The sequence below is a fragment of the Vagococcus sp. QWL-13 genome (assembly GCF_058683555.1).
Window position 1 is genome coordinate 1,934,137 of record NZ_CM178746.1, and the last position, 20,484, is coordinate 1,954,620.

19 protein-coding genes and 1 pseudogene are annotated in these 20,484 nt (G+C 38.3%); 4 read left to right on the forward strand and 16 right to left on the reverse strand.

Going from position 1 to position 20,484, the window contains the following annotated elements; all coding sequences use genetic code 11:
* Positions 1-193: 193 nt before the first annotated feature.
* Entirely contained in the window at positions 194-907 is a 714-nt protein-coding gene (locus AC4PHI_RS08925) for a hypothetical protein (RefSeq protein ID WP_492199569.1), read from the reverse strand.
* Between the two features lie 149 nt (positions 908-1,056).
* Here AC4PHI_RS08925 and AC4PHI_RS08930 point away from each other — a divergent pair, with 149 nt between their 5' ends.
* Positions 1,057-2,757, forward strand: coding sequence for an NFACT RNA binding domain-containing protein (locus AC4PHI_RS08930; protein WP_492199570.1), 1,701 nt, complete (start codon positions 1,057-1,059; stop codon positions 2,755-2,757).
* 59 nt (positions 2,758-2,816) lie between these two features.
* Here the strand turns inward: AC4PHI_RS08930 and argF are convergent, their stop codons facing one another.
* From argF to AC4PHI_RS09005, 15 genes and pseudogenes are all read right to left on the reverse strand, one after another.
* A complete protein-coding gene (gene argF / locus AC4PHI_RS08935) occupies positions 2,817-3,758 on the reverse strand; it encodes an ornithine carbamoyltransferase (RefSeq protein ID WP_492199571.1) in 942 nt (313 codons plus the stop codon).
* On the reverse strand, positions 3,748-4,911 hold the full coding sequence (gene argD, locus AC4PHI_RS08940; protein ID WP_492199572.1) for an acetylornithine transaminase: 1,164 nt from the start codon (positions 4,909-4,911) through the stop codon (positions 3,748-3,750). The genes argF and argD overlap by 11 nt, the downstream gene beginning before the upstream one ends.
* Positions 4,908-5,660, reverse strand: coding sequence for an acetylglutamate kinase (gene argB / locus AC4PHI_RS08945; RefSeq protein ID WP_492199573.1), 753 nt, complete (start codon positions 5,658-5,660; stop codon positions 4,908-4,910). Before argB ends, argD begins: the two co-directional genes overlap by 4 nt.
* 15 nt (positions 5,661-5,675) lie before the next feature.
* Positions 5,676-6,875, reverse strand: coding sequence for a bifunctional ornithine acetyltransferase/N-acetylglutamate synthase (gene argJ, locus AC4PHI_RS08950; RefSeq protein WP_492199574.1), 1,200 nt, complete (start codon positions 6,873-6,875; stop codon positions 5,676-5,678).
* 14 nt (positions 6,876-6,889) lie between these two features.
* A complete protein-coding gene (argC, locus tag AC4PHI_RS08955; protein ID WP_492199575.1) occupies positions 6,890-7,921 on the reverse strand; it encodes an N-acetyl-gamma-glutamyl-phosphate reductase in 1,032 nt (343 codons plus the stop codon).
* A gap of 267 nt (positions 7,922-8,188) precedes the next feature.
* The gene (gene nagZ / locus AC4PHI_RS08960; RefSeq protein WP_492199576.1) at positions 8,189-9,739 is read right to left on the reverse strand and encodes a beta-N-acetylhexosaminidase; all 1,551 of its coding nucleotides are present in this window, start codon (positions 9,737-9,739) and stop codon (positions 8,189-8,191) included.
* A 4-nt stretch (positions 9,740-9,743) separates the two neighbouring features.
* Entirely contained in the window at positions 9,744-10,796 is a 1,053-nt protein-coding gene (locus AC4PHI_RS08965; RefSeq protein ID WP_492199577.1) for a MupG family TIM beta-alpha barrel fold protein, read from the reverse strand.
* 14 nt (positions 10,797-10,810) lie between these two features.
* A complete protein-coding gene (locus AC4PHI_RS08970) occupies positions 10,811-12,094 on the reverse strand; it encodes a PTS sugar transporter subunit IIC (protein WP_492199578.1) in 1,284 nt (427 codons plus the stop codon).
* 320 nt (positions 12,095-12,414) lie between these two features.
* Positions 12,415-13,332 (reverse strand): annotated as a pseudogene (locus AC4PHI_RS08975) (IS30 family transposase).
* A 236-nt stretch (positions 13,333-13,568) separates the two neighbouring features.
* A complete protein-coding gene (locus AC4PHI_RS08980; protein WP_492199579.1) occupies positions 13,569-14,372 on the reverse strand; it encodes a PTS system mannose/fructose/sorbose family transporter subunit IID in 804 nt (267 codons plus the stop codon).
* On the reverse strand, positions 14,372-15,157 hold the full coding sequence (locus tag AC4PHI_RS08985; protein ID WP_492199580.1) for a PTS mannose/fructose/sorbose/N-acetylgalactosamine transporter subunit IIC: 786 nt from the start codon (positions 15,155-15,157) through the stop codon (positions 14,372-14,374). The genes AC4PHI_RS08980 and AC4PHI_RS08985 overlap by 1 nt, the downstream gene beginning before the upstream one ends.
* Complete coding sequence (locus tag AC4PHI_RS08990; protein WP_492199581.1) at positions 15,158-15,634, reverse strand: PTS sugar transporter subunit IIB; 477 nt, start codon at positions 15,632-15,634, stop codon at positions 15,158-15,160. It abuts the gene before it with no gap.
* Positions 15,609-16,046 carry a PTS sugar transporter subunit IIA gene (locus AC4PHI_RS08995; protein WP_492199582.1) on the reverse strand — a complete coding sequence of 146 codons (438 nt, stop codon included), beginning with the start codon at positions 16,044-16,046 and terminating at the stop codon, positions 15,609-15,611. Before AC4PHI_RS08995 ends, AC4PHI_RS08990 begins: the two co-directional genes overlap by 26 nt.
* A 3-nt stretch (positions 16,047-16,049) precedes the next feature.
* Positions 16,050-17,123: a tyrosine-protein phosphatase gene (locus AC4PHI_RS09000; RefSeq protein WP_492199583.1), complete on the reverse strand. Its 1,074-nt coding sequence runs from the start codon at positions 17,121-17,123 to the stop codon at positions 16,050-16,052.
* 245 nt (positions 17,124-17,368) lie between these two features.
* On the reverse strand, positions 17,369-18,172 hold the full coding sequence (locus AC4PHI_RS09005) for a MurR/RpiR family transcriptional regulator (protein WP_492199584.1): 804 nt from the start codon (positions 18,170-18,172) through the stop codon (positions 17,369-17,371).
* A 446-nt stretch (positions 18,173-18,618) separates the two neighbouring features.
* Between AC4PHI_RS09005 and AC4PHI_RS09010 the strand changes: the two genes are divergently transcribed.
* From AC4PHI_RS09010 to AC4PHI_RS09020, 3 genes are all read left to right on the forward strand, one after another.
* The gene (locus tag AC4PHI_RS09010; RefSeq protein WP_492199585.1) at positions 18,619-18,744 is read left to right on the forward strand and encodes a helix-turn-helix domain-containing protein; all 126 of its coding nucleotides are present in this window, start codon (positions 18,619-18,621) and stop codon (positions 18,742-18,744) included.
* Entirely contained in the window at positions 18,723-19,037 is a 315-nt protein-coding gene (locus AC4PHI_RS09015) for an IS3 family transposase (protein ID WP_492199586.1), read from the forward strand. The genes AC4PHI_RS09010 and AC4PHI_RS09015 overlap by 22 nt, the downstream gene beginning before the upstream one ends.
* Before the next feature lie 149 nt (positions 19,038-19,186).
* Positions 19,187-20,356, forward strand: a complete 1,170-nt coding sequence (locus AC4PHI_RS09020; RefSeq protein WP_492199587.1) for an IS256 family transposase — start codon at positions 19,187-19,189, stop codon at positions 20,354-20,356.
* Positions 20,357-20,484 lie beyond the last annotated feature (128 nt).

The window sequence follows — 20,484 nt, forward strand, 5'->3', positions numbered from 1 at the left end:
GTATCTACGACATCTTTAATCAAAGAAATCATACATACAACCATCTACGCCAGTTTTGCCAAGCCTTATTCACTTTTGTCAAACTTTTGTCTAGATGCTGCATGTCAATCCCTCTTTTCTTTTTAAGTTGCCTATAAGTCTACACATAATCTTTTCATTTGTCAATCAGATTTTGAGAGTTTGTTCTTCTCTATTATTGAATGACGGATTCAGAACTTTCAAGAGATTCTTTTTCTGTCCCTGCCGCTTCAGGATTTTTTAAATCATCAATCACATCACTGTCGTCAGCCTCACCAGTCGTTTCTTCTGTTCCTTCCGAATCTTTCTCTTTATTTTTTGTTTCCTCTGTTTTCTCCCGGTGGATCGGCTGTTTCACGCTCTCTAAGTGATCCATGAAGTACAACTCTATTTCCTGGGACTCTGTAAAACTCACCCGGCGAGCCTCCGTCTGATTTAAGAAATGTATCAGCGTCACGTCAGTTGTTAAATTAAAAAAACGTTTGGTTTCTTTTACATTATAAATCAACGGATAAACATAAACTTTTCCGCTCATCCCCGACCTCTTTTTTTCATCTTGCAGCACTTTTTCTAAACTAGAATAGTTTTTTCCATTAGGATCAACAAATAAAAGAGTGACTTCATTTTCATCGAGAATCAAGCGTTTGGCTCCCTGGTAATCTACCGCAATAAAATTTTTTCCATCCACCAATCGGGAAGATAACACTGAATGTATCTGTTTATTCCTGATATTGGCCCGGACATGGGGGACAATACCGAACCCCAGCAGCAGAAAGATAATCGCCGTCAATGCGGTCAGGATATACTTTTTTTGTTGAGCGTTTAAGTTGTTATTTAAATTTGTCAGCTTTTCCAATAGTTGTTCTTTTAAACGATTCACCTTATCCATCATCTCACCTCTCACATAGTTTTAGTATACTCATTCTTTTTAGAAAAAGAAAGTACTTATCAAATTAAAAAGTACTTATCAAAATAAATTGGACATCCTTTTGATTTAAGGATATATTTAAAACAGTTGAATCAGAAAGGGGGATTTCCATGTCCTTTGACGGTTATTTTACACACGGCATGGTTCAAGAACTCAACCAAGTCCTTAAAGGCGGCCGGATTGCTAAAATTCATCAGCCCTTTGAAAACGAAGTGATCCTAATCATCAGGAATCACCGGAAAAATTTAAAACTGCTTTTATCTGCTCATCCCAGCTATGCACGGATGCAAATCACAGATATCGATTATACTAATCCCGACACTCCGCCCAATTTTTGTATGATGCTGCGGAAATATCTGGATAGTGCGATTTTAGAAAAAATAGAACAAATAGAAAATGACCGCATCATTCATTATTCCTTTTCAAAAAGAAATGAACTGGGCGATCTGGAAAATATCGTACTGATTGTGGAACTGATGGGCCGGCATAGTGCGATTATCTTGGTCAACAAAGAGACCGGCAAAATTTTAGATTGTCTGAAACATGTGGGGCCTTCGCAAAATTCCTATCGTTTACTGCTTCCGGGTACTGAGTACATCGAACCGCCGAAAAATGAAAACCAAACTAATCCTTTTTCCGTAGATGACAAAAAGTTGTTCCATTTATTATCCACGGCGGAAGAACTGACACCTCACTATTTGCAGCAACATTTTCAAGGATTGGGATTTGATACTGCCAGTGAACTTTGTTTTAGATTAGCACAGCGCAGTCAGGAAAAACTGAAAGTCTGGCGACAGTTTTTTGTCTCCCGGCAGCTTTTAGAACCATCGATTTATGAAAAAAAGTCGAAAGAATTTTTCAGCTCTGTTCCTTTTACTCATCTGGGACAGCCTACAGCAACTTTTTCCAGTCTCAGTCAATTATTGGATACTTTCTACGAAGGCAAAGCGGAAAAAGATCGGGTCAAGCAACAAGCAGGCTCTTTAATAAAAAAAATGGAAACAGAATACAAGAAAAATCAGAAGAAAATCAAAAAGCTGGAAAAATCTCTGGCAGATACCGAATCAGCGGAGACATACCAGCTCAGAGGAGAGCTGCTGACCACTTATCTCTACATGATTAACCCAGGAGACAATGAAATCACTGTGGAGAACTATTATGATAATAATCAACCGCTGAAAATCTCTCTTCAGCCGGAACTGAGTCCGTCGCAAAACGCACAACGGTATTTCAAACGTTACAATAAACTGAAAACTGGTGCAAAGATGATAAAAGAACAGCTGGAAAAAGCCAAACAGGAAGAAAATTATCTTGCTTCCGTGCTATCCCAGCTTGAAATTGCCGCACCTAGCGATATTCCCCTTATCCGTGAAGAATTAATTGCCAGCGGTTATATTCGCGAAAGACTTAAAAAGAAGAAAAAAAACACTGTCAGCAAACCTCAAGTTTTTTACAGCAGTGATGGAGACCAAATCTTGGTAGGAAAAAATAATCTGCAAAACGATCAGGTGACACTGCGGACAGCCAAAAAAACTGATCTTTGGCTCCACGCAAAAAATATCCCCGGTTCCCATGTGATTATCAAAAATGATGCACCTTCGGAAAAAACCATTGCTGAAGCTGCTAATTTGGCAGGATATTTTTCCAAGTACCGCTTGTCCAGCCAAGTCCCTATCGATTACGTCCCGGTCAAGCACGTCCGCAAGCCTAGCGGTGCCAAGCCAGGCTATGTGATTTACGAAAATCAGCAAACGATTTATGTCACACCGGACAAAAAGTTAGTAGAACAGCTTAAAAAGACTCCGTCATAAAGAGAAAATCCCCAAAAGTCAGATTTCCATCCGACTTTTGGGGATACTTTTTTATAAAATCAAACTTCAGTTTTCATTAATTTGTACATCAGTGCTTTTTGTGCATGAAGGCGGTTCTCAGCTTCTTGATAGATGACTGACTGTGTTCCGTCTATCACATCGGCAGTCACTTCGCTGCCCCGGTAGGCAGGCAAACAGTGCATGAACTTGCAGTCCGAAGCACCTGACTGCATGACTGAATCATTGACTTGATAGTCCGGCAAGAAAACAGATTCTTTCAATGCTTTTTCTTCCTCCTGCCCCATACTTGCCCAAGTGTCGGTATAGATAAAATCTGCACCCTCCATCACTGAGTTTGGCTCGTCTGTGACAGTAATCACCGCTCCTGTTTCTTTGGCCAACTCTTCTGCAAGAGAAACGATTTGTGCAGAAGGTTCATAGCCCTTTGGAGATACCACTGCTACATTCAAACCAACTTTAGCCCCGCCGATCAGCAAGGAATGAGCCACATTGTTCCCGTCACCCATATACACAAGGTTGACTCCCTTAAACGTCTCTTTCCACTCATAAATCGTCTGCAAATCCGCCAGACATTGACAAGGATGGTGCAGATCCGTCAGTCCATTAATCACCGGTATGGTGCTGTGGGCGGCCAAAGCCGCCACTTCGTCATCTTTGTAGGTACGGATCATGATACCGTCAAGATATCCTGACATCACGTTTGCCGTGTCTTTGATTGGCTCCCCCCGACCTATTTGAGAATCCTGAGTGTTCAATACGATGGCATGACCGCCAAGCTGCAGCATGCCTGCTTCAAAAGAGAGACGGGTCCGAGTGGAGGCTTTCGCAAAAATCATTCCCAGAATTTTTCCTTTTAAGGAATCCGCATAGTGCGCCGGGTTCTTTTTCATGTCGATTGCCAACTCAATGAGCTCCATTATTTGTTCCGTAGTTAATTCTGTTAAATCTAGGATATCTTTTCCATAATAGTCATTTTTCATCTGCTTCTCTCTCTTTCGTCAGCGTAGCAATTATTTTATCTAAACCTCTTTGCAAGTTTTCTTTACTGATGATTAGTGGCGGCAGTAAACGGATTACTGATTGCCCGGCTCTGAGAACTAATAATTTTTCTGCCATCAAGGAGGCCATGACCGACTCAATACCATCTGTTAATTCTATCCCGATCATCAAACCTTTCCCTCTGATTGACAAAACATTTGAACAATTTTCCAGCTTTTCAGACAAATAAGCCAGCGAAAATTCTCCAAGTGCCTCAACATTTGCCAATAATGACGGCGTATCAATCAAGTCCACGACTTTTTCAGCCGCACTTAAGGCCAATTTATTCCCACCAAAAGTCGAACCGTGAGTGCCCGGTCCGAATGACTCTCCCAACGGGCGTTTTGCCAGCATAGCACCAACTGGGATGCCATTGCCTAAGCCCTTGGCCAAAGTTATAATGTCCGGTTGGATATTATAAGTATCGCTGGCATATAAATTACCGGTACGTCCCATTCCTGTCTGGACCTCATCTACTGCAAGAAGGAGTCCATAAGTATGGCACAGCTGGACAACTTCACTAAGCCACTGTTCATCAGCGGGTATCACTCCGCCTTCCCCTTGGATCAGCTCAAGAAAAATAGCCGCCGTATCCTCTGTAATGGCATCTTTCAATGCCTGACTGTCATTAAACGGAACATGAACGAAACCTTCCACGATACTGCCAAATCCACCATGAATTGCTGACTGCCCTGTCGCCGACATACTGCCGAAAGTCCGGCCGTGAAAAGAATCTTTGAATGCAATGATTTGATTTTTCCCCGTATGTCTGCGAATCAATTTAATTGCCGCCTCGTTGGCTTCTGTTCCACTGTTGCAGAAAAATGCCAACATGTCTCGGTCGCCAATCAACTTTTTTGCAACTTTTTCCTGCAGGGAATTCTGATACAAATTCGGTGTATGCCATAACTGTTTGGCTTGTGCCGTCAAAGCTGCCACAAGTTCAGGCTGGGAATAACCCAGATTAGCCACACCGATACCACTGGTAAAATCCAAGTATTTGGTTCCGTTGCTGTCATATAAAAAAACATCTTCCCCCTTGACAAATTCCACTGGGGCTTTACCGTAATTGGGCAGCAAATAGCTGTTCATCATACTCTTACCTCCACCCGGGATATGACTGTACCAGCTTCATGGATGCAATCAGTAATGTGCACGTTGCTGACACCTTTTTTCACTGCGCAGACTGCATGTTCGACTTTAGGAATCATTCCCCCTGTTAAAACTTGCTGTTCTTTCAAATCAGCCGCATCTTCCGGGGATAAGTTATCTACCCACTGATCACCGACTTTAATACCCGGCACATCTGTCAGCAGAAAAAGAGATTCCGCTTTGAGACTTTCTGCTATTTTACACGCCGTATCATCTGCATTGACATTCAGCCATTGATTAAACTCCGTCAGTGCCAGAGGTGCAACGATGGGAATGATGTCATCTGCCAGCAAACTTTCGAAAAAGGGCACGTTCACTTGAGTGACACTGCCGACTTTTCCATAAATCGCCTCATTGACATAGTCACCCGTAAGACAATGCTGATCGGCAGCATTGAGCCCCACAGCGGCAAGTCCTTCTTCAAGGAATTGATTGGTGATATCCGGCTGAACTTTTCCAATCAGAACCATCTTTGTCACATCTAGCACCTCATTGGAAGTGACCCGCAGACCATTGACTATTTTTACTTGAATATCTAATTTTTCCATCATCAAAGACACATGATTGCCTCCGCCGTGAACCACAATGACTTGTTTGCCTTGATTTCTCCACGAATGGATTTTTTCAAAAAATTGTTTCGTTAAATTTTTTCCGGCAACACCGCCCAGTTTAACTACAATATAATCTGTCATTCTCGTTTCCTCCAATTACGTATGATACGCAGCATTGATATCGACATATTTGTATGTCAAATCGCAGCCCCAGGCACGCCCTGTTTCTGTGCCAGAACCAATATCAATGGCAATGACCACTGTATCTTTTTTCAGCACCTTCGCCATTTTTTCATTTGAAAAATGACAAGGTTCGCCAACTTTCAGCACGTCAATATTCCCAATAGCAATGTTGATTTTTTCAGGTTCGATTTCTGCGTCTGCGTAACCAATCGCACAAATAATCCGCCCCCAGTTGGCGTCTTCTCCAAAAATCGCTGCTTTCACCAGATTGGAGCCTACGACTGTTTTAGCAATGTGATTGGCACTTTTGGTGGAATCACACCCTGTCACTTGCACTTCAATCAGTTTGGTTGCTCCTTCGCCATCACGTGCAATTTTTTTAGCTAAATCCTCCGTAACGGTCAAAAGCATTTCCTTAAACAAAGAATAATCGGGATCATCAACGGTTAAGGGAAAATTGTCCGCTTGACCATTTGCCAGCACCATCACCATGTCATTGGTCGAAGTGTCGCCGTCTACTGTGATTTGGTTGAAAGACTGATCAACACATTCCTTCAAAGTAGATTGCAGCAATTTATCCTCGATGTTGACATCAGTAGTAATAAATGCCAGCATGGTTGCCATATTGGGATTAATCATTCCTGAACCTTTTGCCACCCCAGCAACCGTCACTTCTTTATTCTTTATCGTATTGCTGACAGTTAATTCTTTTGTCGTCAAATCTGTGGTTAATATTGCCTGATGAAAATGCTGGGGATTTCCGGAAAAGGTATTGAGCAATTCAATCCCCGCAGCCATACTCAACATCGGCAGCTGTTTGCCGATAACTCCTGTCGAAGCAATTCCCACTAACTCATTAGAGATTGCCAATTTTTGTGCAATCAAGTCTCTGGATTTTTGAGCATTGGACAAACCTTCACGGCCAGTACAGGCATTTGCCACACCTGAATTGACCAGCACAGCTTGAATTTTTTCCGAGTTTCTAATTGTTTCCTGATTCACAAGTATGGGTGCCGCTTTAACTTTATTAGTAGTATAAACTGCAGCGACTGTCGCCGGCACTTCGGAATAAATCAATCCAAGGTCATGTTTTTTACGCTTGAGACCGCAATGAACGCCGTCAGCGTAGAATCCCTTCGGACTTGCAATCGTCCCATTATCAATGATATTCATAAGTTATTCTCCTTTTAAAAATATGATGGGACCAAATCCAGTCCGTGCTCTTCAGGAAATCCGGCAAACAAATTTAAATTCTGAACAGCTTGACCGGCTGCTCCTTTTATCAAATTGTCGATGACTGAAACAATCATCAGGACATTGGTTGCTTCATTATAAACGATACCGATGTCACAATAATTTGAGCCTACGACTTGTTTCAAATCCGGCAATTTTCCTTTCGGCTGAATTCTGACAAATTTTTTATCTTGATAAGTCTGCTGATAAATATCGTGCAGCTTGTCTGCTTCTTTTTTTTCTTTCAACTGAACATAAGTCGTACAGAAAATCCCTCTGGATACCGGTATCAGACTGGTTGAAAACTGAACCTTGTCATATGTTTTAGACCACTCCGTCAGTTGCTGTACGATTTCCGGAATATGCTGATGCTGATTTGGTTTGTATAACGTCATATTGTCATGGGCATCAACAAAGTGGCTGTTTTGAGAGAGAGATTTCCCTGCTCCCGATAGACCCGATTTAGCATCAATAATAATTGTTTCTTCAATTAAATTATTTTGAACCAAAGGCGCTAACCCAAGCAATACTGCTGTGGCATAGCACCCGGGATTGGAAATAAAGGGGCTATCTGCCGTTTTCTTAAAAAATTCTGGAATTTGATAGGTAAACTGTTTTAAGTAACGGTAAGGAGCCGGTTCTTTCTGATACCATTTTTTATAGCGTGTTTCATCACTGAAACGAAAATCTCCTGATAAATCTATCACAGGATGGTTTTTATCAACAAAGGCAGGTGCTAAACGACTTGAAACTCCAGACGGTGTTGCTAGGAACACCAAATCACTGTTGGCAATAATCCAATCAGTTTCCACAGGTCGTAAGAGATTATCTGTCACACTATCAGTATGGGGATAAATTTCCGATAGCATTTGACCTGCAGCAGAATCGCTATGCAATGATGATATGCAAACGTCTGGATGTTTATGCAGTAACTTTACTAACTCCATCCCACTATACCCTGTTGAACCAATAATCGAGACATCCACATGATCACCTCCACTTATTTTTATTCATTATATATGCATTCATTCGGAAGGTCAATACATATTTATACATTTTTTGTAAAAATACACATTATTTATACAAAAGCATTGAGACTATAACTAAAAAAAGTGAACACATCTTACATTTGTGTTGTTCATTCTGCTAAAAAATTGATTTTTCGTACGACAAAAAACGACATTATCCAGAAGTTATTCATGGATAATGTCACCTGCTTATATTTTACTTGTTTCTTTAAACAATTCAATGACTTATTTCAGTTTGACAGGCATCTTTCCGGATACCGGTAATTCATGGGTCAGGACACTGACCGCTTTTTCCAATACAAAACTGGAAGGTTCGTAAGTGAAAACTGTTTCCTCAATTTGCTCGTTTTGAATCAAATTCACATCATAAGGATTCCTCATAACAATATGTTTTGTTCTGACAGAAAATGATTCAGCTGCAGAAACAATCCAATCTTCTTTAGCCACATTCACCGTACAAAGTATCAGCATGTCTGCTTCGGAAAGAGCTTCTGACAAATCAATATCAGTATCAGTCAACCCCTGTTTATCATATAAAACCACTTGGACTTCAGAACCGAATTTATTAAATAGAGAAGAAAAATCGTAAGAATGACGAATATCTTCTACTCGCAGCATCCCCTTTTCATTAGGAAACAAGACTACCACTTTGTCAGACAATGACGGTTGCTCGGAAGACTGTTTATTGATGACATGAGTCAAACCTTTTTGATAGACTTCATCAGCAAGTAATTGATGGGACTCTTTTTGCAAGTCTGTTAAATCGTCCGGCTTCTTCTCCCAATCGAGATAACCTTGTTTTAATTGATTGATCCGCTCGATAGAAGCATGTATACGGGAAATGTCCAATTCATTATCAGCTATTTTGCCGGAAATATAGTCCATGGCAGCGATTTGTTCCGCCAGCGTATGGGAAACCATCAGGAAGTCACACCCGGCTAGCAAGGCTTGATAGCAGCCCTCTTTTACTCCGACTGTTTTTGCAATAGCATCCATTTCTAAACAATCCGTAGTCACAACACCGTCAAAGCCGAGTTTCTCCCGTAAAAGACCGGTAACCATCTGATAGGAAAGACTTGCAGGTCTTTTATCTATCGAATTGAACTGAATATGAGAAATCATAACAGTATCACAATTTGCCTCAATCCCAGCTTTAAACGGTACAAGTTCGGTTTTTTCCAGCTCTTCAAGACTTTTATCGATAATAGGTAATGACAAATGGGAATCCACTTGTGTATCCCCGTGTCCCGGGAAGTGCTTAAGACTGGAAATCACTCCTCCGGCTTGCATGCCTTTCATACTTGCCACGACAAAATCAACCACTTTTTCCGGGTCATCTCCAAAAGAACGAACACCGATAATAGGATTTTCAGGATTGTTATTGACGTCAGCCACAGGTGCCAAATTCCAGTTAATACCGCAGGAAGCTAATTCCTCAGCTGAGGCTTCATAAACTTCAGATGCCAGCTTTGTGTCGCCAGTCGCCGCTAATGTCATAGCACCAGGAAAACGTGTCAGCACGTCATCGATCCGTCTAACTACACCATTTTCTTGATCCAGACAAATCAGCAATGGCCTGCTGTATCCGGCATCTCTAGCTTCTTTTTGCAACTCTTCTGTCAATTGATTCAACTGTTCCAAAGTGCCGATATTGCGGTTAAACAGGATAACTGCACCGATATGGTAATCGTGGATCAGCTGTTTCAGCGAGTCTGTCACAGTAATTCCATCAAATCCAACAACAAATAACTGTCCGACAAGTCGTCTTATAGTCACAAGCTTATGCTCCTTTCATTGGGACCAGTTTGATGCTGACATTTCCTGTTACGTAAGGCATCAGCTCAAGCAAATCAGGGTGAAGGAAGCCGATTTTATTTCCTTGCGGAGAGAACGGCAAATCCTGTTTGCAAAATTGAAGTTCCCCAGCATATCTGCCGGCCAAATCATTTTGCATGATGATGTCCCCTTTATGCCGACTCCCATTGTTTTCAGGAGAAATTCCTTGCTTTCTCGGTGTCATCAATCTGACCACCTGCTCTGAAACATCTTTACGGCTGCGCAACTCTTCTTTGAATAAATAAGCATACTCTGGTTGGAGAACTACAGGGAGTGTCAAAGTATTGTTATGCAAATAATCATGGATCCATGCCATGGTTTCATCGTAAACCATACTGTCCCCGATCATTATGCCAGTAGTGTCAGCTGTTTGGATTAACTCCACAGCGGCAGCATAAGGATGCATGCTGCGGTGTTTTTCTACAGTAGGCAGTCCTTCATACAGAGGGAATCTCTTTAGTCTGTCCCCAGGAACAAAGGTGATTACCGGGATATTATATTTGGCAAAAACGCGATTGGTCTTGATAACTGAATCCAGCGACAAACCTGTGTCTGTTTTAGGATAAAAATTATGCACTCCGATGATTTCCTCAATGGCGATACCATGTGCCTGACACTTGTTGATATACTCTTCCGAAACCACACTGGCGTTCAACATAATTTCAAAATCCTGCTGCAATTCTTTGACAGTGTTCAAATCATCAAATCCGTAATCCAGCCTTAAAGCCTTGACACCTAATTCTTTTAATGCTAAAAAATCCCCTGAAGCAATTTCTAATTTTTCAAAAGTAATCGGAGATACATCTGGTACCAGATGCATCCCGTATTTCTTACAGTAGCCAAGCAACTCTTTGATCTGCACTGCCGCCTGAGAAAGATCTTCCTCGGGGATATGCAATGAGGTAAACACATATTTTGCACCGTTTTCCGATGCTGTTTTAAGATAATCTTCAGTCATATCTTGTAAATAAACTGAGATTCCAAATAAATAAGTCATTTGTGAGTCTTCTCCTATTCCATTTCGCTTTCCAAAACAAGCTCTTGCTTCTCAAGTGCTTTAACAAATGGCGAGTAAATCATGAAACTGATAATCCAACCTGCGATTACAAACAGTGCAGCTGCCCAACTACCGTTAGTTGCTAGAAACGCTTTAAGCGGTGCTGGCGTAATCCACGGTACATTTAGCACTGGGACAGGAATCAAACCGATCGCTTGAGAAACTGCTGAACCAAGGGCAAGTACCAAAGATGACAGGACAAATGGAATCATCATCAACGGGTTCATCATAATCGGCAGACCAAAAATCAATGGTTCTCCGATGTTAAACAAGGTTGCCGGAAGTGCCAACGCACCCAATGCTTTGAATCTTGGAAGTTTTGAACGTGTCAGCATGAATGCCAACGGGAACAATCCTGACCAGATGTAGTTATCCATAAAGACACTGGTAAAGGTGTAAGGCAATGCTTCACCGGCTTGCATCGCTGTTTGGTTGGCAGTCATCATCTGTGTCCAGAAAGTACCTGCTACTCCGGAAACGATATTACTACCGTGGATTCCCACTGACCACAATATCCGGTTTAAAAGCGTAACGATAATCATCGCAAAAGATGAATCCCCTACTGTAACTAACGGTTCAAAAATACTGCTGATGACTTCACTGATATTGATTTGAAGCACTGATCTTAACAACCACCAGAAGACGATAACAAAAAATGACGGGAATAATGAAGTGAAGGCATTCGATACCATTTCAGGAACACCTTCCGGAAGCTTCATGACTATTTTCTTTCTAACAAAGAATCGATACATTTCTACAGTAACGATTCCGACGATAATAGCGGTAAAAACTCCTAAAGCCCCTAGAGCTGCACTAGGGATACCAGTAAATGATCCCGGTTCTTTTGCGCCTTCCACCACTGTAGAAACAGTCTGTGCCGGATTTACCAAAAGGAATGAGGCAACAGCCAAAATCATCGGCTGAACAACATCCATTTTTTCATTTCTGTTTTTAGCATACCATTCAACTAATGCATAAGAAGTAGTAATCGTCGTGTATAATGCGATAAATGCTGTACCAACCCCTGAAGCTTCAGCCAGCGTCCAACGGAAGTCCCCTAAAAAGTTTAAATATGTTTCGCTGGGGAATGAAGCCAACAACAAGAACACGGAACCAATAATCAACAAACTCATGATTCCTAAACCGGTCCTCTGAATCACCTGAATATATTTCATTTGTGAAAATCTGATGAGCGGTGGAGCTACTTTTGTTTCGATAACACTTGTAAGTTTTTTCATATCTTTTCTCCTTTATAAGTGATAAATGATTTCGTTTCCATTATAACCTGAATGAAATTATATTTCAAGTATTATTTACGTTTAAGAAAACTTTATTCCGAAAGTTCGTGCTAAATGAATGCAAGGACATTTTTTATCTGCGTGAATAGTAATATTTAAATTAGTGACTATCTAATTTTCTTATCATATATTGCCCACTAAAAAAATTTTACTTCTTCACTTATCATCTGAAGTCAATCTTTTATTAAATCATATTTCTATTTCATATGCCAAAGCCTTTTATCATTGTAGGCAAGTTAACTTCTTGTATTTTTCATTTGTCAAATTAAGCTAGACAGATTGTCTTTATCTACATAACTCATAAATACCTCCAACGGTGTTTGATAATTTAATGATTTCCTTGGGATATGATTTCTTTTTGAAGCAACGGATTGAATAAACGCTTCTGTGACGTCACTAAAATCCGTGGTTTTAAACAAGCCATCTCTACGTAGTAGTCCGTTAGAATTTTCATTTAATCCACGCTGTGAAGGGGTACCAGGATCGGCAAAGTAACTATCAATATCATTGACATTACTCATAGTTTTCCAATTAGAAAATTCTTTGCCACAATCAAAAGTAATGGATTTAAATAAGTGTTTAGGTACCGATTCTAACCACTGATTTAATCTATTTTAAATATCTATGGCTTGTCTCCTTTGTGGTTTCAGCGTAATGACCACTTTAGACAGACGTTCAACAAGTGTGATGACGGCACTTTTGTGTTTGACACCAACGATCGTATCCCCTTCAAGGTGACCAATTCTTTTGAATAGTTGGTGTGCTCGCTTTTTCGTTGATGGATCGAATGTCGAAAGGTTTGTTTGCCACGCCTTTCCTGATGCCTAGCTTACGTTTTCCTTTTAAAGGCAAGTCAAGCACGTTGAATAAGCCTTTTTCAAACATACGATAGAGTGTGCGTACAGAGCAATTGATTGGAAATTCTGCACGACCAACGATGACATCAGGCGGCTAGTTTTGAGCAGTCATTTTTTGACATAGTTCACTTGTTCTGTAGGCAACACAATCGGTTGTCTTCCGCAGCAGGCCTTATTTTGTTTGTATTGTTGATAATATTTTAGTGCTGTTTTCCCCTGTTTGAAACACTGATAAACCTTGTTGATGGTTTGCCTTGAGCGTTTTAATTGACGTGCAACGTTAGCAACAGATTCGTTTATTTTGAAATAAGACTCTATCATTACGGGTTCAACTGGTGTAAGAGGGTGTCAGTCATTTGTGTGCACTCCTTATAATTCTGTGGTAGGAACTATGTTGAGTGTCGCACAGATGACTTTTTAGTTGTCTAGCTTAATTTTACAATTGCGAAATATAAAAAAACTCTACCCTAAGAAAAAAAGATTCATAGTAGAGTTTCATTTTTCAAAATAATATTTCATGTTATCGATAAAGAAAACAATCTCAAAATGACATAAAATTAAATGACGCCTAGGTATTTTAATAAGACACTGATAGCCATAATAGTGATAATAATTAAAGCAGAATGTTTACCATTAGTTTTTTTCAACACATTGTAAATAATAATCGTAGCTAGAAGTGCTAAAAAGTTTGGCATGATTGTATCAAGCATTTCCTGAAGTTGAATAACATTTTCCCCTGCCGATATTTCAAGAACTGTATTGATTTTTACTGAGCTAGCAATCATAGAGCCCACTACCATCAACCCAACAACATTTGCCATACTTGAAATTCTTTGAATAATCGTATTATCTTCATTTTTTGTAAAAAAGTCTATTCCTTTCTCATAACCATAAACCAGACCAAAGTATTTCCCGCCCATATTGACAATATTATATAGAACAAACATTAAGATTGGACCTAAAATACTGCCGTTTAATGCCAAAGATGCACCAATACTTCCTACGATAGGTACCCAAGTAAATTTTAGTAAGCTATCCCCAATTCCTGCTAATGGACCCATTAGTCCAGTTTTCAAGGCTATCACACCTTCTTTATCTTCTGGAGTTGTTGTTATTTCTTCCATCGCTGCAGAGATACCTAAAATAATAGCATTACCTACCACATGGGAATTATAGAAAGTATTATGACGTTTCATTGCTTCAGCTAAATCCTCTTTATCTGGATAAAACTTTTGAAGAACCGGTGCAATCGCTCTCATAAAACCTGGCGCTTGCATCGTTTCATAGTTTAAGGTTACACGAACATTTTGAAGTCGCCAAAATAATCTATTCAGATCTTTTTTTGTTAATTGTTTTTCCATTATAAATCATACTCCTCTTCATCAGAAAAATCAGAAACAACTGTTTGAACGGCTTGCTGTTTTAATGCTCCATTATGATTGCTTTGATCATGTAATAAAGCAAATGCTAGTGCTATTAGAGCAATTGGTAGTACTGCCAGACCTAAATATGATGATAAAACAAATCCTAAAACCAAGTAAATCCACATTTTTCCTTCTTTAATCATTACGCTCATTAATAAAGCCATACCAACTGCGGGAATGATTTTTCCAGAAGCAGAAAGTCCATCAAGGAAAGTAGTTGGTAAGGAATCAACAATATTCTGTATGGCACCGCTACCAAATTTAATTGCGATAAACGTCGGAACAGCTCTGATAACACCAATTAATAACATTGGGGGGTAAATCAGCCAGTTAGTTCCTTTAACGTCTGCATTTTCTGCTAATCGTTGTGCCCAAGGATTTAAAGAAACATTGACTGTTTCCCAAAGAATTAATAATTGTTGTGCTAAAATGGAAGTTGGAACAGCCAACGTGGTTGCAACTGCTACTCCACCACCACTAGAAATCGCTAATGCACAACTGATGATAGAACCACTCACGATATCAGGAGCCATGTAAGCTCCAACATTACCAATCCCCATCCACATTATTTCTAATGTTGCCCCAATTATTAGTCCTTGTGTAATATCCCCCATAATAATCCCGGTAACAAAACAAATCATTAATGGACGACGTACCATCTGTGTTGTTGCATCATCAACTCCGCAGATAAAAGCCCATAGTGTTAGTAATAAAGTAGTCATCTAGATCAACTCCTTCAATTTTTTTGGTGAATCATTAGGAACCATCTGAATATCTATATCTACACCTTTAGCTAATAGATTTTTAAATACTTTTCTTTCATCTTCAGTAACAGAAACCGCCTTGGTCAATTGCTCTCTTTCTGGATTTAATCGCATGCCACCTACATTTAATTTATACATTTTAAATCCACCATTAACGATTTTTTCAACATCATAAACTGAAGAAAACAATAACATGGTTGATCGGTTGATCGGATTTTTCTGAATAATTTTTAAAAATTTCTCTGGAGAAAAAATTGCTAGCTTGACATTTGAGGGAGCTGTCATTTTTAAGACAGATGATTGAACTTTGTCTTCAGCAACTTCTTTATTTAAAATAATAATTTGCTCAATCTCATGCACATTCACCCAAGTTGTCACCACTTGTCCATGAATTAACCGGTCATCAATTCTACAAAATTTCACATTCATCTTCATTGTTATCCTCCTTGCTTAACACTTTTGTTATATTAGTAAAACCAGATAAATATGTCTTCTCAAGATCCTCTGCGAGCTCATCAAGTGACAAATGACGATTTAACAGTAACTGAATTAACATTGGAAGATTTAAACCGCTGATTGCCAATACTCTGTCATTTTTCATTACAATATTTCCACTCACATTCGAAGGTGTTCCTCCAAAAAGATCCACTAAAATTACTGTTCCTACTGAAGTATCAAGACCATCTAGAAGAGACTGCATCTCTTCTAGAGCTTCCTTCAAGTTGACATCCATTTCGACGGAAAGGCATCCACAGTTTTCTTGTTTACCAACAATCATTTCTGCACTTTCCAGCGCTGCCTCTGCAAATTTTCCATGACTTGCGACTAAAACCGCAACTTCTTTCATCAGCTACATCTCCTCTAAATAATTTTCCTTCATTACTTCAATCTGATCCGAAGACAAATCCAGCTGCCTTACTGAATAATTTTCAATCGAGCCATATTGTTCCTTTATATATTCTATCGTAGAAGTGATAAACACTTCTTTAGTATCCAAAACTGCCATCAAATAATTGAGATACCTCTGATTGTCGGTCAACTCCTTATACATTTGTAATTTCAATGCGTTTCTTCGCTTTCTGATTTCACCAGTCAACATATAATCTTTTACGACTAACTCTTCTTTTACTCCCAATAAAAGCAACAATAGCATGGATCCAAAACCTGTTCTATCTTTCCCACCTCGACAATGCTGTATAAATGGAGCATTTTTAGAACAAGCATAAGCATGAATCATTTTTTTCAGTGCCTGAATTGATTCTGGATTATTCACCATATATTGATAACTCTCAATCACCTTGAGATCAGGATTTTCAAGATATTTTTCTTCAACTAATCCTTGCTCTAAAGACTGAACTAATTTTTTGTTTTCAGAATGAAGATCCACAACTTCAGCCGCTGCTTCAGAAAAGCTTGAACGAGGGTCACTAAGAATTATTTTCTCAACAGTAGGAATATTTCTGTTTGGATTTAACCCCCTTTCGTGACTGGAACGAAAATCAATGATGGTTTTTAATCCAAGCTTTGTTAATAATTCAACATCCTGATCTGTCAATTTCGATAATTGATCTCCTCTGTATAACATTCCCCACTTGGTCTTCCGATGATCAGTGGTTTCATAACCTCCCATATCTCTTACATTGATTGCTCCTTCTAAAGGAAGAACACGTTCAGAAAATAAAGGAGAAAAGCCAGAGCTATTTATATATTTGAAATAAGGACGTCCTTTACCAACAGGTGAATATAAATTAAACTCTCCCTCAACATTCTCTCCCACTAAAGTGGTGATTGATTCTCTCATAGGAGAATCTCCGACAAAAAGTGCCACATTTTGTTTAGAAGCATTAATGATTTTAATTTCAAGTTTATCATCGTTTCTCGAAATATTAACATCTTCTAACACATAAGGTTGTTTCAAATTCATACAGTTCACTTCCCTCTTTTTCAACTATGTAACTGCTTTCAGTTTACCATTCGATAATAATTAACTCAATATAAAAACATGAAAATAATTAACAAAAAAGAGTATTTAAAACAGCAATAATAGTAAATATGCACAAATAAATTTTAAGATTGACTATGAAGTAAGTCGTCAGAAAGCCACATAGTACTGAATCAAAAGATACTAAAAAAAACATTTGATAATATTTTACAATAAGATATTAATCGTTAATAATTATCAGATGTTACTTCTCTAGTTTTTATAAATTTCTCTTGAAGTTCTTTATTTTCCAGTAAAAGAGTGGTAATTACATCAATTAAATAGACCATTGAAAACTGCGAATTAATGAATTTCTGATTATCAATAAATTTTGTACTATACACGTAAAGATCCAAATTACTCAAAGCAGCTAACGGATTTTCTGAAAAACTAGTAATCGAGACCAATCTAGCATTACTTTTTTTAGCCTGTGTAAAAGCATCTAGTACACATTCTGTTGTGCCGGAATTAGAAATAGCTACAAATAAATCTGTTTTCTTAGCAATACTACCTCTCATGACCATATCTACAGTGTCACCATAACTAACAACAGGTAATCCCATTCTCATCAAGCGATTACCAAATGTAGAAGCTGTTGTACCTGAATTATTCAAACCCATAATTATTATCTGTTCTGCTTCAAGCAAAAATTTTATAAAAGTTTCAAGCTTATTCATTTCAATCAAACTTTGAGTATTTTTTATCACCATCTGATAATAATTAAAAACATCTTCTGAGATTCCCTTCGTTTGAAATTGAACTTTCGGCACTGATAGTGAATTAATTTGAAATTTCATATCTGAAAAATTTTTACAATCAATTTTTTTAGCAAACCTTGTGACAGTAGCTGTCGATGTCCCCGTCTTCAAAGAAAAATCTTTAATATTCATGTTTTTTATCTCCGAACTGAATCTCATAATGTAATCAGCAACTTTTTTTTCTTGCGGCGATAAAAATAAATAGTCATTTTGAATGCGTGTTAATATATCCATAGCAGTCTCCTCCTAATTGATAGGATAGCATTTTTTTTAAACAAAATCTAAAAGAACTTATTTCTTCTGAAATCGAAAATATAAATAATGGCAGTGCTAATGAATTTTTTCAATCTACACCAATAAAAAAATCAACAAAGACGGGACTGACCCACTAACGTAGGACACAATAGAAGTCAAACAAGCTGCAATTAAGATGAAGTTGGAGAGAAAATCACACCAGAAATTATAGAGAAACTATGTATAAAAAATAGAACACAAGTGAATACATGGTGGCGATGATATCGAAATGGTGGAGAACATCGATTTCTTCAACCAGTAGGAAAGCAATATACCTATGGAAAAGGTCCTGAAGGTTTAAGTGACATCGATAAATTACAGATTGAAAATAAATTTTTGAGGAACAAAATCTCTATCATGGAAAAGTACCACGAATTGGAAAGGATGTGACGCCACAATTATTTGTAAAATTAGTTGAAGAAATGAAGAATCAACTACCCGTTAGAACCATTTGCCAATTATTTGGCATTGCTAAATCAACTTATTATCGATGGAAAAACAATCGTTTGTGACTGGCTTAACGGAGAAAGAACAATTAATTAAAGAATTATGTGAAAGCTATCGGTTCACTTACGGTTATAGAAAAATCACTGAATTCATACGAAGAACTCAAATTATAAATAAGAAAACCGTTCAAATAATTATGCAAAGAAATGGGTGGAACTGTCGTGTAAAGGTAAAAAAGAAAAATAAAATTGGATCCGTTCGTCAGGTATGTGAAAATAGATTAAATCGAAATTTAAAATCTGAAGAGCCATTCAAGAAATTAGTGACTGATATCATTTACCTTTTGGTTCAAAGATGATGTATTTATCATCGATTATGAATGTGTATAACGGCGAATAGTGATAGCGTAAAATATTTTGTGTAAATAGAAATTTAGGGTAGTAAAAAAGAAAGTCCATTCTGTAAAATTAAAGTTGCGACACAGAAATTTTATAGGAGGACTTTCACATGCCCAATTTTACTACAGAAATTATGGAAACACTAATCAATAAAGGTGATTTAGACGAATTATTTCGTAAACATTTGGAGTCTGCTGTCAATTCTTTGCTACAGGCTGAGTTAACGGCTTTCTTAGATTATGAAAAGTATGATCGTTCTGGCTTTAACTCTGGTAATTCCCGTAATGGGAATTATTCACGCTCATTCAAAACAGAATATGGAGAATTAAACTTAGTCGTTCCAAGAGATAGAAATGGCGAGTTTTCTCAACAGACATTACCAGCCTATAAAAGAACCAATGATTCTTTAGAGACAACCATTATTCAGCTATTCCAAAAAGGTATTACAATGTCTGAAATAGCTGATTTAATTGAAAAAATGTACGGCCATCACTACACACCGCAAACCATTTCTAATATGAGTAAAATCATTTCTGAAGATGTCTCCGCGTTCAAAGATAGGAAACTAGACTCACGTTACTCCGTCATTTTTATGGATGCGACCCACATTCCCTTAAAGCGACAAACGGTTTCTAAAGAGGCAGTTTACATTGTGATTGGCATCAGATTAGACGGGACCAAAGAAGTGTTAGGATTTACGATTGCCCCAACAGAGTCTGCTTTTGTTTGGAAAGAAATCCTTCAAGATTTTAAAGACCGCGGGTTAGAAGAGAGTTTATTAGTGGTGACCGATGGTCTAAGTGGTATCAGCGTTAGTATTCGCAATGTTTATCCTAATGCCCAGTTTCAACAATGCTGTGTCCACGTTGCTAGAAACATTGCTCACAAAGTACGAGTAAGCGATAGAAAAGAAATATGTGATGATTTTAAACAAGTTTATCAAGCTGATTCAAAAGAAGAAGCGATCAATCAAATGCATTTGATGAGTGAAAAATGGAAGAAGCAGTATCCAAGAGTGGTCAAACTACTCCTGAATCCTGCTATACTAACATTTTTCAATTTTCCTACCTCCATCAGACGAACCATCTATTCGACTAATCTGATTGAAGGCTTTAGCAAACAGCTGAAAAAATATACTAAAAGAAAAGAACAATTTCCTAATGAAGAATCTCTTAAGAGATTCTTGGTGTCTCAATTCAATAATTATAATCAAATATTTTTAGGGCGTGTTCACAAAGGGTTCAAAGAAATTCAAGATACTTGGGAATCAATGTTGTAAATTAATCATTCGGGATGGACTTTCCATTTACACATAATTCTTGACACTACCTATTGTGTTATAAAAATGGAAACATATGAATTTTCCTGTCAGCATATAGTCACCACAATTAATCAAAAAGAAAAATC

Bases quoted from the DNA above. Each gene is read 5' to 3' on its own strand.
- AC4PHI_RS08925 (WP_492199569.1), bottom strand. From the start codon at position 907: ATGGATAAGGTGAATCGTTTAAAAGAACAACTATTGGAAAAGCTGACA.
- AC4PHI_RS08930 (WP_492199570.1), top strand. From the start codon at position 1,057: ATGTCCTTTGACGGTTATTTTACACACGGCATGGTTCAAGAACTCAAC.
- argF (WP_492199571.1), bottom strand. From the start codon at position 3,758: ATGAAAAATGACTATTATGGAAAAGATATCCTAGATTTAACAGAATTA.
- argD (WP_492199572.1), bottom strand. From the start codon at position 4,911: ATGATGAACAGCTATTTGCTGCCCAATTACGGTAAAGCCCCAGTGGAA.
- argB (WP_492199573.1), bottom strand. From the start codon at position 5,660: ATGACAGATTATATTGTAGTTAAACTGGGCGGTGTTGCCGGAAAAAAT.
- argJ (WP_492199574.1), bottom strand. From the start codon at position 6,875: ATGAATATCATTGATAATGGGACGATTGCAAGTCCGAAGGGATTCTAC.
- AC4PHI_RS08965 (WP_492199577.1), bottom strand. From the start codon at position 10,796: ATGACTTATTTATTTGGAATCTCAGTTTATTTACAAGATATGACTGAA.
- AC4PHI_RS08970 (WP_492199578.1), bottom strand. From the start codon at position 12,094: ATGAAAAAACTTACAAGTGTTATCGAAACAAAAGTAGCTCCACCGCTC.
- AC4PHI_RS08980 (WP_492199579.1), bottom strand. From the start codon at position 14,372: ATGGAAAAACAATTAACAAAAAAAGATCTGAATAGATTATTTTGGCGA.
- AC4PHI_RS08985 (WP_492199580.1), bottom strand. From the start codon at position 15,157: ATGACTACTTTATTACTAACACTATGGGCTTTTATCTGCGGAGTTGAT.
- AC4PHI_RS08990 (WP_492199581.1), bottom strand. From the start codon at position 15,634: ATGAAGATGAATGTGAAATTTTGTAGAATTGATGACCGGTTAATTCAT.
- AC4PHI_RS08995 (WP_492199582.1), bottom strand. From the start codon at position 16,046: ATGAAAGAAGTTGCGGTTTTAGTCGCAAGTCATGGAAAATTTGCAGAG.
- AC4PHI_RS09000 (WP_492199583.1), bottom strand. From the start codon at position 17,123: ATGAATTTGAAACAACCTTATGTGTTAGAAGATGTTAATATTTCGAGA.
- AC4PHI_RS09005 (WP_492199584.1), bottom strand. From the start codon at position 18,172: ATGGATATATTAACACGCATTCAAAATGACTATTTATTTTTATCGCCG.
- AC4PHI_RS09015 (WP_492199586.1), top strand. From the start codon at position 18,723: ATGGAAAAACAATCGTTTGTGACTGGCTTAACGGAGAAAGAACAATTA.
- AC4PHI_RS09020 (WP_492199587.1), top strand. From the start codon at position 19,187: ATGCCCAATTTTACTACAGAAATTATGGAAACACTAATCAATAAAGGT.